Origin of the sequence: Janibacter alkaliphilus (assembly GCF_013408565.1) — a bacterium.
In the GTDB taxonomy this organism is placed as follows: Bacteria; Actinomycetota; Actinomycetes; order Actinomycetales; family Dermatophilaceae; genus Janibacter; species Janibacter alkaliphilus.
This window is the reverse complement of record NZ_JACBZX010000001.1, coordinates 2,329,698-2,345,963: the sequence shown is the minus strand read 5'-3', so window position 1 is coordinate 2,345,963 and position 16,266 is coordinate 2,329,698. Positions and strand designations below refer to the sequence as shown.

The 16,266-nt window shown below is 73.7% G+C and carries 14 protein-coding genes; 8 read left to right on the top strand and 6 right to left on the bottom strand.

Translation table 11 applies throughout. The features are described from left to right. Positions 1–97: 97 nt before the first annotated feature. The 3 genes from BJY28_RS11235 to BJY28_RS11225 form a co-directional block, all read right to left on the bottom strand. Positions 98–1,702 (bottom strand): class I adenylate-forming enzyme family protein, encoded by a 1,605-nt coding sequence (locus BJY28_RS11235; protein ID WP_179463093.1) that lies wholly within the window; start codon positions 1,700–1,702, stop codon positions 98–100. Positions 1,703–1,734: 32 nt separating this feature from the next. Further along, the gene (locus BJY28_RS11230; protein ID WP_179463092.1) at positions 1,735–2,589 is read right to left on the bottom strand and encodes an SDR family oxidoreductase; all 855 of its coding nucleotides are present in this window, start codon (positions 2,587–2,589) and stop codon (positions 1,735–1,737) included. Positions 2,590–2,728: 139 nt separating this feature from the next. Further along, positions 2,729–3,874, bottom strand: coding sequence for an acyl-CoA dehydrogenase family protein (locus BJY28_RS11225; protein WP_179463091.1), 1,146 nt, complete (start codon positions 3,872–3,874; stop codon positions 2,729–2,731). 78 nt (positions 3,875–3,952) lie between these two features. On the opposite strand from BJY28_RS11225, the gene BJY28_RS11220 reads away from it, so the two are divergent. The 7 genes from BJY28_RS11220 to BJY28_RS11190 all read left to right on the top strand — a co-directional run bounded on the left by BJY28_RS11220 (position 3,953) and on the right by BJY28_RS11190 (position 13,105). After that, positions 3,953–4,720: a TIGR03084 family metal-binding protein gene (locus BJY28_RS11220; RefSeq protein ID WP_179463090.1), complete on the top strand. Its 768-nt coding sequence runs from the start codon at positions 3,953–3,955 to the stop codon at positions 4,718–4,720. Continuing rightward, positions 4,717–6,516: an acyclic terpene utilization AtuA family protein gene (locus tag BJY28_RS11215; protein ID WP_246313391.1), complete on the top strand. Its 1,800-nt coding sequence runs from the start codon at positions 4,717–4,719 to the stop codon at positions 6,514–6,516. The genes BJY28_RS11220 and BJY28_RS11215 overlap by 4 nt, the downstream gene beginning before the upstream one ends. Continuing rightward, a complete protein-coding gene (locus BJY28_RS11210; protein WP_179463089.1) occupies positions 6,513–7,727 on the top strand; it encodes an acyl-CoA dehydrogenase family protein in 1,215 nt (404 codons plus the stop codon). The genes BJY28_RS11215 and BJY28_RS11210 overlap by 4 nt, the downstream gene beginning before the upstream one ends. After that, positions 7,724–9,319: an acyl-CoA carboxylase subunit beta gene (locus BJY28_RS11205; RefSeq protein WP_179463088.1), complete on the top strand. Its 1,596-nt coding sequence runs from the start codon at positions 7,724–7,726 to the stop codon at positions 9,317–9,319. The genes BJY28_RS11210 and BJY28_RS11205 overlap by 4 nt, the downstream gene beginning before the upstream one ends. Positions 9,320–9,327: 8 nt before the next feature. Continuing rightward, positions 9,328–11,535 carry an ATP-binding protein gene (locus tag BJY28_RS11200; protein WP_218875308.1) on the top strand — a complete coding sequence of 736 codons (2,208 nt, stop codon included), beginning with the start codon at positions 9,328–9,330 and terminating at the stop codon, positions 11,533–11,535. Then, the gene (locus tag BJY28_RS11195; RefSeq protein WP_179463087.1) at positions 11,532–12,314 is read left to right on the top strand and encodes an enoyl-CoA hydratase family protein; all 783 of its coding nucleotides are present in this window, start codon (positions 11,532–11,534) and stop codon (positions 12,312–12,314) included. Before BJY28_RS11200 ends, BJY28_RS11195 begins: the two co-directional genes overlap by 4 nt. Positions 12,315–12,406: 92 nt before the next feature. Further along, entirely contained in the window at positions 12,407–13,105 is a 699-nt protein-coding gene (locus tag BJY28_RS11190) for a TetR family transcriptional regulator (protein ID WP_179463086.1), read from the top strand. 285 nt (positions 13,106–13,390) lie between these two features. Here the strand turns inward: BJY28_RS11190 and BJY28_RS11185 are convergent, their stop codons facing one another. The 3 genes from BJY28_RS11185 to BJY28_RS11175 form a co-directional block, all read right to left on the bottom strand. Next, complete coding sequence (locus BJY28_RS11185) at positions 13,391–13,720, bottom strand: putative quinol monooxygenase (protein WP_179463085.1); 330 nt, start codon at positions 13,718–13,720, stop codon at positions 13,391–13,393. Positions 13,721–13,785: 65 nt separating this feature from the next. Further along, positions 13,786–14,568 (bottom strand): SDR family oxidoreductase, encoded by a 783-nt coding sequence (locus tag BJY28_RS11180; protein WP_179463084.1) that lies wholly within the window; start codon positions 14,566–14,568, stop codon positions 13,786–13,788. Positions 14,569–14,675: 107 nt separating this feature from the next. After that, entirely contained in the window at positions 14,676–15,428 is a 753-nt protein-coding gene (locus BJY28_RS11175; RefSeq protein WP_179463083.1) for an IclR family transcriptional regulator, read from the bottom strand. Between the two features lie 218 nt (positions 15,429–15,646). Between BJY28_RS11175 and BJY28_RS11170 the strand changes: the two genes are divergently transcribed. Then, complete coding sequence (locus BJY28_RS11170) at positions 15,647–16,237, top strand: hypothetical protein (RefSeq protein ID WP_179463082.1); 591 nt, start codon at positions 15,647–15,649, stop codon at positions 16,235–16,237. Positions 16,238–16,266 lie beyond the last annotated feature (29 nt).

Sequence of the window (16,266 nt, the reverse complement as noted above, 5' to 3'; positions counted from 1 at the left end):
CGATGGCGCGCTCAGGTGCAGCGTGCGAACAGGTAGGCCTGCTGTGATGGCGCGCGCACGTGCGGCGCGCGATCACCCACACGGGCCTCGCCGCGCGTCAGCGGACCACCTCGCGCACCTGCTGCTTGAGGATCTTGCCGGTTGCGGTCTTCGGCAGCTCGGCGACCACCACCACCGACTTGGGCACCTGGAAGCCGGCGAGCCGCTGCTTGGCGTGCGCGACCACCCGCTCCTCCAGCTCCGCCTCCGGGACGCTCCCGTCAGCGACGACCACCGCGCACACCGCCTCACCCCAGCGCTCGTGCGGCACCCCGACTACCGAAGCCTCGGCCACCCCTTCGGCGCCGAGCACGACCGCCTCGACGGCCACCGAGGAGACGTTCTCCCCGCCGGACTTGATGATGTCCTTGAGCCGGTCGGTGAACCAGATCACCGCGTCCTCGTCGAGGTGCCCGATGTCGCCGGAGTGGAACCAGCCGTGGGCGAAGGCCTCGGCGTTGGCACCGGGGTTGTTCCAGTAGCCGGAGCACACGTTCGGGGCGCGGTAGACGATCTCACCGGTCTCCCCCGGGCCGAGCACGCGACCGTCCGGACCCATCGTCTTCGTCAGCACCGAGACCGCCTGCGGTCCCCACGAGGCGGCCGCGGTGCGCCGGTGCTCGGGCCACTGCATCGTCGTCGCCGGCACCACCTCGGTCTGCCCGGAGCCGAGGATGACTTCGGCCTGCGGGTAGAGCCGGTCCACCTCCTCGAGCAGCTCCTCCGGCATCGGCGCCATCGCGTAGATCGCCGTGGTCACCGAGCTGAGGTCGCGCTGCCGCCGCTGCTGCTCGGCCACGCACGCCTGGTGCATCATCGGCAGCATCATCGTGTGCGTGGCCCGCTGCTGCTCCATGGCGTCCAGGCTGAGCGCCGGGTCGAAGGCGGCACCGACGAGCACCACCGTCCCGCCCATGAGGATCACCGGCATGGAGAGCGTGTTCAGCGCCGTGACGTGGAACATCGGCAGCACGACGAGCATCACCGGCGGGTTCGGCCCCCAGGACATCCGGATCGCCAGCGCGTTGGACAGCAGCGCGGTGTGCACCGCCGCGTGGCTGACCAGCACCCCCTTCGGCCTCGAGGTGGTGCCGGAGGTGTAGAGGCACTGCACGGTGTCCCGGTCCTCGACGATCACCTCCACCGGGCCGTCCGGCGCCTGGTCCACCAGCCCCCGCCAGGAGCGGGTGTCCCGCCCGGCGACCGGCTCCGGGTCGCTCTCGTCGGTGATCACCACCGCGGTGACGCTCTCCAGCCCGGGCAGCAGCTGCTCGTGCAGCGGGCGGAAGGCGGCGTCGGTGACCAGCGCAGCCGGCCGGGCGTCGTCGAGGATCCAGCGCTGGTCGTCGGCGCTGAGCAGGAAGTTCGTCGGCATACAGACCAGCCCGGCCCGGGCGCAGGCGTAGTAGGTCGCCAGCATCTGCCAGGAGTTCATCATCGTCAGCGCCACCGGCGTGCCCGGCTCCAGGCCGAGGCTGCGCAGCCCGTGCCCGAGCCGGTCGACGGTCTCGGCGAGTCGCGCGTAGGTGATCTCCTCGCCGCGGTCGACCACCGCGACCCGGTCCGGGAAGAGCGCCGCCGTCCGGACGACGACATCACCGAGGTTGGTGCGGGTGGCCAGGTTGTAGCCCAGCGGGTCGACCTGGGAGAGATCGGGCTTCATGGCGGGTCCTTCCGGTGCGGCTGGTGGGCGGGTCAGGGGCGCTCGTCGAGGAAGAGGTCGATGTCCAGCTGCTCGGGGTCGCCGCCGTAGCCGGAGAGGTCGGTGACCCCCTCCTCGGCGAGCACCTCGTCGTCGATGAGGAAGCCGCCGGTGGCCTCGCGCGGGTCGCGGATGAGCACGGCGTGCGCGGCGTCGGCCATGATCTCCGGGCTGCGGGTGCGGGCGATCGCGGCATCGCCGCCGAGCAGGTTGGCCACCGCGGCGGTGGCGATCGTCGTGCGCGGCCACAGCGAGTTGGCGGCGATCCCGTGCTCGCGCCACTCCTCCGCCAGCCCGAGCGTGACCAGGCTCATCCCGTACTTGGCGATGGTGTAGCCCAGGTGCGCGCCGGCCCAGCGCGGCGCGAGGTTGATCGGCGGCGAGAGGGTGAGCACGTGCGCGGCCGCCGATGCCTGCAGGTGCGGAAAGGCGGTCCGGGCGAGCAGGAAGGAGCCGCGGCAGTTGATGTCCTGCATGAGGTCGTAGGACTTCATCGACAGCTCGGGCGTGGCGGAGAGGTCGATGGCGCTGGCGTTGTTGACGACGACGTCGATCCCGCCGAAGCGCTCCACGGTGCGCTCGACCGCCTCGGCCACCGACTCCTCGGAGCGGACGTCGCCGAGCACCGGCAGCGCCTGGCCGCCGGCCTCCTCGATGGCTGCGGCGGCGGTGTGGATGGTGCCCTCCAGCCGTGGGTGCGGCTGGTCGGTCTTGGCCAGCAGGGCCACGTTGGCCCCGTCCCGGGCGGCGCGAAGGGCGATGGCCAGCCCGATCCCCCGGCTGCCGCCGGACATGAGGATGGTGCGGCCCTGCAGGGTGCGGTCGGTGCTCGTGCTCGGCGTACTCATGCTGTGCGTCCTCCTGTGCGTTCCTGGCTGCGGTGGTCGTCGTGCGGTGGGTCCTCGTGCGGTGCTCGTCGGTCCCGTGTTCCTCGCCTGGGTGCTCCGGTACGGCGGTTCGTGGTGCGAAGGGGCCGGCCCCCTTCGCTCAGGCGGGCAGCCCGTCCATCCGGGCGAGCACCTGCAGCATCACCTCGTCGGCGCCGCCACCGATCGAGCCGAGCCGGGCGTCCCGGAAGAGGCGGGCGGTCCAGGTCTCCTCGAGGTAGCCGGCCCCGCCGTGCACCTGCAGGCAGGTGTCGGCGACGTCGCGGAAGAGCCGCCCGGCGGTGAGCTTGGCGACGCTGGCGCTGCGGGTGATGTCCTCGCCGGCGAGGTAGGCCTCGCAGACCGCGGTGTTGTGGCTGCGCAGCAGGTCCACCTGGGCGGCCAGCTCGGTGAGCCGGAAGGCGATGTACTGCTTGCTGGCCAGCGGGGTGCCGAAGACCTCCCGCTCCAGGGCGTAGCGACGGGTGCGCTCCAGCGCGAGGTCGCAGGCGCCGACGGTGGAGTAGGCGGCGTACATCCGCTCGATGACGAACTGCTCCATCTGCTGCTGGAAGCCGCGGCCGATCTCGCCGATGGTGCTGCTCACCGGCACCCGCACGTCGTCGAGGACCAGCTCGGCGGTGTCGCTGCTGTGGTTGCCGAGCTTGCGCAGGCTGCGGGCGACCGAGAAGCCCGGGCTGTCGGTGGGCACGACGATCTGGGACATCCCGCGGTAGCCGCCCTCGTCCGAGGTGCGCGCCAGCAGGCAGATCCAGTCGGCCTGGGTGCCGTTGGTGATGTAGAACTTCCGCCCGGTGATCACCCAGTCGTCACCGTCCCGGCGGGCCCTGGTGCGCAGCCGGGCGACGTCCGAGCCGGTGTCCGGCTCGGTGACCGCGATCGAGGCGACCGCGGTGCCGGCGATCGCCGGGGCCAGGTAGTCGCGGCGCAGCTCGGCGCTGCCGTAGCGCGCCAACGAGGGGGTGGCCATCATCGACTGCACACCGATCGCCATCGCCACGCCGGCGGACGCGCTGCGGCCGAGCTCCTCGGCGGCGATCATCTGGAAGGAGTGGTCGGCGCCCTCCCCACCGTCCTGCGGGTCGTACTCCAGGCCGAGCAGGCCGAGCGCGGCCGCCTTCGGGAAGAGGTCGTGCGCCGGGAAGACGCCGGCCTCCTCCCAGGCGTCGGCATGGGGGTCGATCTCGCTGGAGACGAAGGAGCGCACGCTCGAACGGAAGGCCGCGTGCTCGTCGGTGAACCGCATGACGGCACGCTAGTCCCGCCGTCGCAAAAAAAGCAAGCATGCTTGCTTTTGTCATCAGCGCGTGCCAGCCTGCCGGGCATGCCCTCGACCGTGGCCGCACTCACCGCCGAGTCCGCCGATCTGGATGCCCTCGTCCGCGACCTGCCCGAGCCGGAGTGGGCCCGCCCCACCCCAGCGGCGGGCTGGAGCATCGCCCACCAGATCGCCCACCTCGCCTGGACCGACGAGGTGGCGCTGGTGGCCGCCACCGACCCCGACGGCTTCGCCGCGCAGATCGAGGCCGCCCTGGCCGACCCGGAGCACCACGTGGACCGGATGGCCGAGGAAGGGGTCTCCGCGGGGCCCGCCGCGCTGCTCGCCCGGTGGCGCGAGGCCAGGTCCGCCCTGGCCGCGGCGCTCGACGGGGCGCCCGCGGACACCCGCATCCCGTGGTTCGGGCCACCGATGAGCCCCCGGTCGATGGCCACCGCCCGGCTCATGGAGACCTGGGCGCACGGCCAGGACGTCGCCGACGCCCTGGGCGTGGAGCGCACCCCTACCGACCGGCTGCGCGACGTCGCCCACCTCGGCGTGCGCACCCGCGACTACGCCTACGGGCTGCACGGCCGGACCCCGCCGACCGCGCCCTTCGCCGTCGAGCTCGACTCCCCCGGCGGCGGCACGTGGACCTGGCACGACGACACCGACGAGGTGGCCGGCACGGTGCGCGGCAGCGCCCTCGACTTCTGCCTCGTCGTCACCCAGCGCCGCCCGGTCCAGGAGACCGGGCTGCGGGCCACCGGGGAGGCGGCCGCGTGGCTGACCTTCGCCCAGGCCTTCGCCGGGGCTCCGAAGGGGGCCCGATGACGAGCGCCATGACCAGCGCCGTGACGAGCACCGTGACCAGCCCCAGGGCCGGGACCGGCTCCGGGTCCGACGTGCTGCGGGTGGGGAGCTGCTCCGCCTTCTACGGCGACCGGCTCGACGCCATGCGCGAGATGCTGCAGGACGGCCCCCTGGACGTGCTCACCGGCGACTGGCTCGCCGAGCTGACCATGCTCATCCTCGGCCGGGACCGCGCCAAGGACCCGAGCACCGGGTACGCCAAGACCTTCGTGCGCCAGCTGCGGGACTGCCTCGGCCTGGCCCTGGACCGGCGGGTGACGATCGTCGCCAACGCCGGCGGCGCGAACACCCCGGGCCTGGTCACCGCCATCCGCGAGCTCGCCGCCGAGCAGGGGCTGCACCCCCGGGTGGCGCACGTGCGCGGCGACGACCTCACCGCACGGGCCGGCGAGCTCGGGCTCGGTGAGCCGCTGGCGGCGCACGCCTACCTCGGCGCCTTCGGCATCGCCGACGCGGTCGCCGGTGGCGCCGACGTCGTCGTCACCGGCCGGGTCACCGACGCCTCCGTGGTCATCGGCCCGGCGATCGCCCGCTTCGGCTGGGGCCGCGACGACCTCGACGCCCTCGCCGGAGCCACCGCAGCCGGGCACGTCATCGAGTGCGGCACCCAGGCGACCGGCGGCAACCACCCCTTCTTCACCGAGATCGACGACCTGCTCCGCCCCGGCTTCCCGATCGCCGAGATCCACCGGGACGGCAGCAGCGTCATCACCAAGCACCCCGGCACCGGCGGCGCCGTCGACGTCGACACCGTCACCGGCCAGCTGCTCTACGAGATCGGCGACGCCCGCTACCTCGGACCGGACGTCACCACCCGGCTGGACACCGTGACGCTGCGCCAGGACGGCCCGGACCGGGTGGCCATCTCCGGGGTCGTCGGCGAGCCGCCCCCGCCGGACCTCAAGGTCTCCTGCGTCTCGCTCGGCGGTCACCGCAACGAGATGACGATGGTGCTCACCGGTCTCGACGTCGAGGCGAAGGCGGCGCTGGTCCGCCGCCAGCTCGAGGCCTCGATGACCACGACGCCGGCCAGCACCACCTGGACCCTGGCCCGCACCGACCACCCGGACGCGGCCACCGAGCAGGAGGCCTCGGCGCTGCTGAGCGTCGTGGTGCGCGACCCGGACCCGGCGGTCGTCGGGCGTGCCTTCTCCTCGGCCGCGGTGGAGATCGCGCTCGGCTCCTACCCCGGCTTCCACACCCTCGCCCCGCCCGGCGCCGGCGCGCCCTACGGCAGCTACCGCCCCGGGTTCGTGCCGCAGGACGCGGTCACCCACGAGGTGGTCCACGACGACGGCAGCGTCGTGACCGTGCCCCCGCCGGAGCGCACCGTTGCACCGCAGCCGCACCCGGGCGAGCCTGCGCACGGCGAGACCATCGGCGGCCCCACCCGGCGGGTGCCGCTGGGCACCATCGCCGGCGCCCGCTCCGGCGACAAGGGCGGCCACGCCAACATCGGCGTGTGGGTGCGCGAGGACGCGGCCTGGCCGTGGCTCTCCGGCCTGCTCACCCCGGAGACCGTGCGCCGGCTGCTGCCGGAGACCGCGGACCTGCCGGTGACCGTCACCCACCTGCCGCGGCTGCGCGCGGTGAACATCGTCGTGCAGGACCTGCTCGGTGACGGGGTCGCCTCGCAGTCCCGCTTCGACCCGCAGGCCAAGGGCCTCGGCGAGTGGCTGCGCTCGAGGGTGGTCGACATCCCCACCCACCTGCTCCCGCCGGACGATGCGACGAGGACGAGCGAGGAGAGCCCGTGACACCCGCCACCGGACCGGCACCCCACGACGGCACCGCCGCACCCGAGCACGACCCGTGGGCGAGCGGGGAGCTCGTCGCGCTGCGGGCGAGCACCACGACCTTCGTCGAGCGCGAGGTGCTCGGGCACCAGGACGACTGGGAGCGCGACGGGCTCATCCCGCGGGCCCTGCACGCCACCGCTGGACGGGCCGGGCTCATCGGGGCCTCCTTCCCCGAGCACGCCGGCGGGGGCGGCGGCGGAGCCCGCGCCCTGGTCACCGTCACCGAGGCCTTCCACGAGGCCGGCGGCGCCGGCGGCGTCTACGCCTCGCTCTTCACCGCCGGGATCGCCTGCCCGCACATCGTCACCGCCGGCGACCCCGACCAGATCGCCCGCTGGGTGACCCCCACCCTGGCCGGCGAGCAGATCGGGGCGCTCGCGGTCACCGAGCCGGACGGCGGCTCCGACGTCGGCCGGCTGCGCACCCGCGCCCGCCGCGAGGGCGACGAGCTCGTCGTCGACGGCGCGAAGACCTACATCACCTCCGGGGTGCGGGCCGACTTCCTCACCACCGCGGTGCGCACCGGCGGCGAGGACCGGCCCCGCTCGCTCGGCATCTCGCTGCTGGTCATCGACACCTCCTCCCCCGGCGTGACGGTGACCCGCCGCCTGGACAAGCTCGGCTGGCACGCCTCGGACACCGCCGAGCTCGCCTTCACCGGGGTGCGGGTCCCGGCGGAGAACCTCGTCGGCCCGGAGCACGCCGGCTTCGCGCTCATCGGCAGCGCCTTCCTCACCGAGCGGATCGCCATGGCCGCCCAGGCCTGCGGGCAGGCCCGCCGCTGCCTGGACCTGGCCATCGCCTGGTGCCGGGAGCGGACCACCTTCGGCGAGCCGCTCATCGCCCGGCAGCGGGTGCAGGCGACCCTCGTCGAGATGACCCGCCGCACCGAGGTGGCCCGCACCTACACCCGCGCGGTCGTCGACCGGCACGAGCGCGGCGAGCCGCTGGAGGACCTCGTCCCGGCGGTCTGCTTCGCCAAGAACACCGCCACCGCGGCCGCCGAGCACGTCGCCCACGAGGCGCTGCAGCTCTTCGGCGGCGCGGGCTACATGCGCGGCAGCGAGATCGAACGGCAGTACCGCGACGTGCGCATCCTCGGCATCGGCGGCGGCGCCGTCGAGGTGCTCGACCAGCTGGCCGCCGCCCGGATGGGACTGGTGCCATGACGACCCTGACCAGCACGCTGGAGATCGGCAGCGCCGAGGCCGGCGCCGCCCGCGAGGCGATGCTCGCCTCGCTGGCGGACATCGCCACCGAGACCGCGAGGGCGGTCGCCGGGGGCGGGGAGAAGGCGGTCGCCCGCCACCACGGCCGCGGCAAGCTCACCGCCCGCGAGCGGATCGAGCTGCTGCTGGACGCCGACGCCCCCTTCCTCGAGCTGGCCACGCTCGCCGGCTACGGCTCCGACTTCGCCGTCGGCGGCAGCGTGGTCGCCGGCATCGGCCAGGTCAGCGGGGTGGACTGCCTGCTCGTCGCCAACGACCCCACGGTCAAGGGCGGCGCGAGCAACCCGTGGTCGCTGCGCAAGACGCTGCGGATGCACGACATCGCCCGGCAGAACCGGCTCCCGGTGATCTCGCTCGTCGAGTCCGGCGGCGCCGACCTGCCCACCCAGAAGGACGTCTTCATCCCCGGCGGGGCGACCTTCCGCAACCTCACCCAGCTCTCCCGCGAGGGGATCCCGACGATCGCGCTGGTCTTCGGCAACTCCACCGCGGGCGGGGCCTACCTGCCCGGGATGAGCGACCACGTGGTGATGATCGAGCAGCGCTCGAAGGTCTTCCTCGGCGGGCCGCCGCTGGTGAAGGCGGCCACCGGCGAGGAGTCCGACGACGAGTCCCTCGGCGGCGCCGAGATGCACGCCAAGGTGTCCGGGCTGGCCGACCACTACGCCCTCGACGAGCAGGACGCGATCCGGATCGGCCGCCGCATCGTCGCCCGGCTCGCCTGGCGCCGCGGCGGGCGCGACCCCGGCCCGGTGCTGCCGCCGCGGCTGCCCGCCGAGGAGCTGCTCTCCATCGTGCCGCCGGACCTCAAGACCCCCTTCGACCCCCGTGAGGTCATCGCCCGGGTGGTCGACGACAGCGACCTCGACGAGATGAAGCCGCTCTACGGCAGCTCGCTGGTCACCGGCTGGGCGCGGCTGCACGGCTACCCGGTGGGGATCCTGGCCAACGCCCGCGGGGTGCTCTTCAGCGAGGAGGCGCAGAAGGCGACCCAGTTCATCGAGCTGGCCAACCGCAGCGAGACCCCGCTGATCTTCCTGCACAACACCACCGGCTACATGGTCGGCGCGGAGTACGAGCAGGGCGGCATCATCAAGCACGGCTCGATGATGATCAACGCCGTCTCCAACTCCACCGTGCCGCACCTGTCGGTGCTGCTCGGCAACTCCTACGGCGCCGGGCACTACGGCATGTGCGGCCGGGCCTTCGACCCGCGGTTCGTCTTCGCCTGGCCCTCGGCCCGCTCCTCGGTGATGGGCGCGCAGCAGCTGGCCGAGGTCACCTACTCGGTGTCCAAGGCGTCCGCGCTGGCCCAGGGCAAGGCGTTCGACGACGAGGGCGCCCGGATGATCCGGGACGCCGTCGAGCAGCAGATCAGCCTCGAGGCCATGCCGATGGTGCTCTCCGGGATGGTCTACGACGACGGGATCATCGACCCCCGCGACACCCGGGACGTGCTCGGGCTGGCGCTGTCCGCCATCCACTCCGCGCCGGTCGAGGGCACCTCGAGCTTCGGCGTCTTCCGCATGTGAGGCCGATCGTGACCGACTCCCTTGACAGCACCCCGGACACTGCTCACGACGCCGGGCGCACCCCCGGCGCCACCACCGCCCGCGATCTCGGCCCAGGGCGGCCCGTGCGCACCGTGCTCGTCGCCAACCGCGGCGAGATCGCCCGCCGGGTCATCGCCACCTGCGCCCGCCGCGGCCTCGGCACCGTGGCCGTCTTCTCCGACGCCGACGCCGACGACCCGCACGTCGCCGAGGCCGACGCCGCGGTGCGGCTGCCCGGCGAGGCACCGGCCGAGACCTACCTGCGCGGGGACCTGATCGTCGCCGCCGCCCGCCGGGCCGGGGCGGACGCGATCCACCCCGGCTACGGCTTCCTCTCCGAGGACGCCGGCTTCGCCCGCGAGGTGGTCGCCGCCGGGCTGACCTGGATCGGCCCGCCGCCGGAGGCGATCGAGGTGATGGGCAGCAAGATCGCCTCGAAGGAGGCGATGCGCGCCGCCGGGGTGCCGGTGCTCGACCGGCTCGACCCGGAGCACGTCGAGGAGAGCCAGCTGCCGGTGCTCGTCAAGGCCTCCGCCGGTGGCGGCGGGCGCGGCATGCGGATCGTGCGCGCCCTGGCCGACCTGCCCGAGGCGATCGCCTCGGCCTCCCGCGAGGCCGCCTCCGCCTTCGGCGACCTGGCCGTCTTCTGCGAGCGCTACCTGGAGACCGGCCACCACGTCGAGGTGCAGGTCATGGCCGACCAGCACGGCACGGTGTGGGCGCTCGGCGAGCGGGAGTGCTCGCTGCAGCGCCGCCACCAGAAGGTCGTCGAGGAGGCGCCGTCCCCCCTGGTGACCCGGGTCGGCGGAGACATGCGCGAGCGGATCCTTGCCGCGGCCCGTACCGCGGCCGCCGCGGTCGGTTACGTCGGCGCCGGGACCGTCGAGCTGCTGGCCACCGAGGACGGGGACTTCTCCTTCCTCGAGATGAACACCCGGCTGCAGGTGGAGCACCCGGTCACCGAGTGCGTCACCGGCACCGACCTCGTCGCCCTGCAGCTGGCGATGGCTCAGGGCGAGCGGCTCACCGGTCCCGAGCCGGTCGCCACCGGGTGGTCGGTCGAGGCCCGGATCTACGCCGAGGACCCGCTGGACGACTGGCGCCCGCAGACCGGGACGTTGGAGCTCGTCGACATCCCCGGCGTCGACACCCGCTTCACCGTCCCGCCCGAGCACGGGATCCGGCTGGACTCCGGTGTGGAGACCGGGTCGGTGGTCGGCACCCGCTACGACGCGATGCTGGCGAAGGTGGTCTCCCGCGCCCCGACCCGCGCCGAGGCGGTCCGTGAGCTGGCCGCCGCGGTGCGCCGGGCGAGGGTGCACGGGGTGACGACGAACCAGGACCTGCTCGTGGCCACGCTGACCCACCCCGAGGTGGTGGCCGGGACCGCCGACACCGGCTTCTACGACCGGAACCCGCCGGCGGAGCTGACTCGGGGCACCGGGCTGGACCCGTGGCTCGCGGCGGTCGCCGCGGCCGCCGACGCCGCCCGCACCGCCCAGGCCGGACGGACCCCGGTGCCGGGGGTGCGCACCGGCTTCCGCAACGTCGTCGCGCTGCCGCAGCGGCGGCGCTACCGGATCGGTGAGCGCGAGCTGGAAGTGACCTACCGGCAGGAGCGGGACGACTGGGTGCTGGTGCCACGGGTCGATGACGAGGGTGCCCAGGGCACCGAGAGTGTCGACGGCACGCAGACGGCCGAGGCCACGTTGGGCACGGGCGCCTCGGCAGCGCTCCCCCGGCTGGTCCGGGCCGAGCCGGGGCTCGTCATGCTCGAGGTCGACGGGGTGCAACGACGGCTGCAGGTGCACCCGCTGGCCGGGGCCACCTCGGCCGACGGCAGCACGCACGCCCGGGTCGCGGTCACCGGCGCCGAGGGCTCGTGCACGCTGGCCGAGGTGCCCCGCTTCGTCGACCCGTCTCGGCTGGCGCCGGCCGGGGCCCTGGTCGCCCCGATGCCGGGCACGGTCGCCGCCGTGCACGTCGCCCTCGGCGACGACGTCGTGGCCGGGCAGCCGCTGCTCACCCTGGAGGCGATGAAGATGGAGCACACGGTCAGCGCGACCGTCGCCGGTAGGGTCGAGGCGCTCTCCGCGGCCGCGGGCGAGACCGTGGACCAGGGAGCCACCCTCGTCGTCATCGACGAGCAGACCGACCAGCAGACCGACGAGCAGCAGGAGGACGAGCCGGCATGAGCAGCGACCCACGGGTGCGGTCAGCGGTCGACGGCCAGGTGGCGGTGCTCACCCTGGACAGCCCGCACAACCGCAACGCCCTGTCCGACCAGCTGGTGCGCGAGCTGCACGCCGGGCTGCAGGCCGCGGCCGAGGACGACGCGGTGCGCTGCGTCGTGCTCACCCACACCGGCGGCACGTTCTGCGCCGGCGCCGACCTCAGCGAGGCCACCGGCGGCGAGGGCGGTGACCCGGCGCGCGCCCGGGCGGACCAGCTCGTCGATCTGCTGCGGGCGATCGTCGTCCACCCCAAGCCGGTGGTCGGCCGGATCGACGGTCACGTCGTGGCCGGCGGGATGGGCCTGGTCGCTGCCTGCGACCTCGTCGTGGCGGGGCCGTCGTCGAGCTTCGCGCTCACCGAGGTGCGCCTCGGCCTGGCGGCGTCGGTGATCTCGCTGACCGTGCTGCCCCGGATCGGCTCCCGTGAGGCCTCCCGCTACCTGCTCACCGCGGAACGCCTCGACCCGGCGCAGGCGCGGAACTGCGGCCTGGTCACGGTGGCCGCCGAGAGCGAGCAGCAGGTCGCCGACGAGGTCGCCGCGCTGACCGAGGCATTCGCCGGCGCGTCCCCCCAGGGGCTGCGGGAGACCAAGACGATGCTCAACCACGAGCTGGTGGACCACCTGGACACCCACCGGGACCGGGTGGCCGAGCAGTCCTCGCGACTCTTCTCGAGCGACGAGGCCCGCGAAGGGATGACCGCCTTCCTCGAGCGCCGCCCGCCGCGGTGGGCGCGGTGAGCCCGACGGGCACCAGCGCCGGCACAGCCGACGGGTCAGCCGGATCCCCAGAGGCCCCCGGAGATGAGGGGACATCGCAAGGCGGTCCCGCGGTGCCCCCGACGACCGGTGGGGCGGCTGAGCCGAAGCAGGACCGCAGCCGCGTCACCCGGCAGCGGCTGCTCGAGGCGACCGTGCGCTGCGTCGCCGAGCGCGGCTGGGCGGCCTCGACGATGGCGGTGATCGCGGCCGAGGCCGGGATCAGCCGGGGGGCGCTGCAGCACCACTTCCCCACCCGGGAGGCGCTCGTCGTCGCCGGCCTGGAGCACATCTTCGAGGAGCGTCGCCTCGACCTCGACCGGCTCACCGCGACCGTGGGCGCCGGCACGAGCAGCGGCACGAACGACACCGGCGCCGACGAGACCCACCCCGCAGAGAGCGACACCACAGAGACCGACGCCGGCCGGCCCGACGCCGACGGGGTGCACGCGGTGGTGGTCCGCCTCGTGGAGATCTACACCGGCGAGCACTTCCGGGCGGCGCTGCAGGTGTGGTCGGCGGCCGCCGCCGACCCGGCGCTGCGCGAGACCGTGCTGCCGCTGGAACGGCACTTCGCCCGCTCGGCGCACGCGATGGCGGTGGCCGCGCTCGGGGTCGACGACACCGACCCGCAGCAGCGGGCGCTGGTGCAGGCCACCCTCGACCTGGCTCGCGGCCTCGGCCTGGGCGATCTGCTCACCGACGACTCGCGACGACGGACGCACGTGGTGCGGGCCTGGTCGACCCAGCTCGCCGCGGCCCTGGGCCGCTGACGCCCGCCGCCCCCTGACCCGCCCGACCGACCAACCCGGCTCCTTCCGAGGCGCAACTGCCCGGGCAGTTGCGCAGGTCAGGGGTGAATTGCCCGGGCAGTTGCGCAGGTCAGGGGTGAATTGCCCGGGCAGTTGCGCACGTCAGGGGTGAATTGCCCGGGCAGTTGCGCACGTCAGGGGCGAAATTGCCCGGGCAGTTGCGCACGTCAGGGGCGAAATTGCCCGAGCAGTTGCGCAGGTCAGGGGTGAATTGCCCGGGCAGTTGCGCAGGTGGGGACGTGGCGCTCAGCCGACCCGCATCTCCCCCATCTCGTCCCAGCCGTCGCCCTCCACCTGGCGGGAGACGATCCGTGGTGTCGCGGCCAGCGCCTGGACCATCGGCCCGTCGGCGGAGGTCGCCCACCGGAAGTGCTCGGAGGTCACGTGCGCCTCCGCGGCGTCGTCCTCGAACGCCTCGACGAGCACGTACTCGTTCGGGTCCTCGAGGCTGCGCGACCACTCGAACCACTTGTTGCCCGGCTCGGCGCGGGTGGCCTCGGTGTAGCCCCGGACGAGCTCCGGCCACTGCTCGGCGGCCTCGGGCTTCACGGGGAACTTCACGACGATGAAGATCATGCTGCGGCTCCTTCGGTGGGTGCTGCGGTACGGGTCTGGGGTCGGGCGGGTCGGTCGAGGTCGGGTCAGGAGAACTGCATGCCGCCGTCGACGAGCATCGTCTGACCGGTGACGTAGTCGGAGTCGGGGCCGGCGAGGAAGGAGACGAGGTTGGCCACGTCCTCGGGCACCGAGACGCGGCCCAGCAGGATCTCCTGGGAGTACTTGTCGATGGCCTCGCCCTTCTGCAGCCCCTCGTCGGCGGCCAGCTTCTCGTCGATGAGGTCCCACATCGCGGTGCCGACGATCCCGGGCCCGTAGGCGTTGACGGTGATCCCGTGCCGCGCCCACTCCATCGCCGCGCCCTGGGTCAGCCCGCGCACCGCCCACTTCGACGCCGAGTAGGGCGAGAGCAGCGCGAAGGGGCGGAAGGCGACGATCGAGGCGGCGCCGATGATCTTGCCGCCGCCGCCCTGGGCGATCATCTGCCGGGCGGCGGCCTGGTAGCAGAGGAAGACGCCGGTGACGTTGACGTCGAGGATCTTCTCGAAGTCGGCCTTGGAGTACTCGACGAGGTACTCCACCTGGGCGATGCCGGCGTTGGCGACGAAGACGTCCAGCGACCCGCCGGCGGCGACCGCGGCCTGGACCAGCGCCTCGACCGAGGCCTCGTCGGTGACGTCCACGTCGGCGGCGGTGGCCTGGCCTCCGGCGGACGAGATCGCGTCGACGACCTCCTGGCTGCTGTCCCTCATCGCGGGCAGGTCGGCGACGACGACGTGCAGGCCGTCGGCACCCAGACGCTCGGCGATCCCGCGGCCGATGCCTCGGGCGGCTCCGGTGACGACGGCGACTCGTGGCTGGCTCATGGGCTTCTCCTGTGCTCGACGATGAGTGCCGCCGAGTCTGCTGAGCCGGTGCCCACCGGGAGAACCACCCCTCTCGCGGGGCGAGAACGCACCGCGCGTGATCTGCCTCAGCTCATCCGCAGGTAGCGCGAGCAGCGCCCGGCCAGCTCACGCAGCGCGCTCTCGATCTGCCGGTGCCGACCGGCCGCCCGGGCCGACGGCATGCTCATCGCCATCGAGGCGACCTCCAGCCCGGTGCTGTTGCGCACCGGGACCGCGGCGCACGTCTGCCCGGCGAGGAACTCCTCGTGCTCCCAGGCGATCCCGCGCGAGGCCACCTCGTCGAGGTGCGCGACGATCGCGCCCCGGTCGGTCATCGTCGCCGCGGTCAGCCGCGGGGTGCCGCGCGCCTCCAGGTAGGCCAGACGCTGCTCGGACGGCATCCCGGCGAGCAGGATCTTGCCGAAGGCGGTGGCGTGCGCCGCCTCGTGGAAGCCGAAGCGCAGCGGGCGCAACCGCGGGTGCTGCTCGCAGTCCGAGAGGTAGGTCAGCACGATGTCCTCGCCGCGGTAGACGGCGAAGTAGGCGGCGGTGCCGAGGCTGCGGTGCAGCTGGTCGGTCGCCTCCCGGATCGCGGTGGGCGCCACCACCCGCTGCCGGAAGGAGAGCCCCAGGTCGAAGCACTTCGGCCCGAGCTCGAAGCTGCGCTCCTCCCGCAGGTGCACCAGGTAGCCGGTCTCGACGAGCTCGTGCAGCAGCCGGTAGATGGTCGGCAGCGGGATCTCCAGCCGGTCGGCGATCTGCGTCGCAGACGCGCTGCCGTGCGCCGCGACCGCCTCCAGCACGGCGAAGGTGCGTCGCACCACCGCGATGCTCGCCATGGTTCCTCCGTCCACGCCGACCGGGATCGTGCCGGACCACCGCCGACGTCCGCGCCGACCGCCGTTCCACAGTCTGGCAAAGCGCGGCTTCTCATGGGGCGAGAAGGACGATGGAGGCGACCCCCGTCGCTCACCTAGCCTCGCGACCAGCGGGCACGACCTGACGACGAGCTCCGGTCGCGCCACCGATCGACGATGATCCCGCGAAGGAGACCGCCATGGTGTTCCCTGCCAAGTACCCCTCGCTCAACGCGGTGGAGCTGACCGAGGAGGCGCGGACCACCCTGGTGCGGGTGCTGCGGGTCTCCTTCCCGCACGAGTGCGTGCCGGACGGCCCCTACGAGCGGACCGCCGAGACGATCCTCACCGAGGCCCGCAACGAGACGTGGTTCCGGATGGCGCTCGCCCAGGGGCTGCTCTCGCTCAACCAGATGGCCGGCGGCGACTTCCGCGACCTCGACGACGACGCCGCCCTGCGCGCGCTGCGCCGGGTCGAGGGCACCGAGTTCTTCGGCTTCATCCGGCGCACCGCCGTGCTCAACCTCTACGACGACGCCGAGGTGTGGGAGGCGCTGGGCTACGAGGGCCCCTCCTTCGACCAGGGCGGCTACCTGCACCGCGGCTTCGACGACCTCGACTGGCTGCCGGACCCGCGGATCGTCTTCCCCGAGGGCGAGACCCCGCCCGAGATGGCCCCTGGCGCCGACGCGCCCCCGCACGCCGCGCCGCAGCCCGGGGCCGCCGGCGGTGCCGACCCGGTGAACCAGCCCGGACCGACGGCATCCGACATGGAAGAGGTCACCAAGTGACGACGAGCGAGCAGACCCCGGCCCCCGGC

What these genes read in the sequence shown, in the direction of transcription:
- BJY28_RS11235 (WP_179463093.1), bottom strand. Translation starts at nt 1,702, where the DNA reads ATGAAGCCCGATCTCTCCCAGGTCGACCCGCTGGGCTACAACCTGGCC.
- BJY28_RS11230 (WP_179463092.1), bottom strand. Translation starts at nt 2,589, where the DNA reads ATGAGTACGCCGAGCACGAGCACCGACCGCACCCTGCAGGGCCGCACC.
- BJY28_RS11225 (WP_179463091.1), bottom strand. Translation starts at nt 3,874, where the DNA reads ATGCGGTTCACCGACGAGCACGCGGCCTTCCGTTCGAGCGTGCGCTCC.
- BJY28_RS11220 (WP_179463090.1), top strand. Translation starts at nt 3,953, where the DNA reads ATGCCCTCGACCGTGGCCGCACTCACCGCCGAGTCCGCCGATCTGGAT.
- BJY28_RS11215 (WP_246313391.1), top strand. Translation starts at nt 4,717, where the DNA reads ATGACGAGCGCCATGACCAGCGCCGTGACGAGCACCGTGACCAGCCCC.
- BJY28_RS11205 (WP_179463088.1), top strand. Translation starts at nt 7,724, where the DNA reads ATGACGACCCTGACCAGCACGCTGGAGATCGGCAGCGCCGAGGCCGGC.
- BJY28_RS11195 (WP_179463087.1), top strand. Translation starts at nt 11,532, where the DNA reads ATGAGCAGCGACCCACGGGTGCGGTCAGCGGTCGACGGCCAGGTGGCG.
- BJY28_RS11185 (WP_179463085.1), bottom strand. Translation starts at nt 13,720, where the DNA reads ATGATCTTCATCGTCGTGAAGTTCCCCGTGAAGCCCGAGGCCGCCGAG.
- BJY28_RS11180 (WP_179463084.1), bottom strand. Translation starts at nt 14,568, where the DNA reads ATGAGCCAGCCACGAGTCGCCGTCGTCACCGGAGCCGCCCGAGGCATC.
- BJY28_RS11175 (WP_179463083.1), bottom strand. Translation starts at nt 15,428, where the DNA reads ATGGCGAGCATCGCGGTGGTGCGACGCACCTTCGCCGTGCTGGAGGCG.
- BJY28_RS11170 (WP_179463082.1), top strand. Translation starts at nt 15,647, where the DNA reads ATGGTGTTCCCTGCCAAGTACCCCTCGCTCAACGCGGTGGAGCTGACC.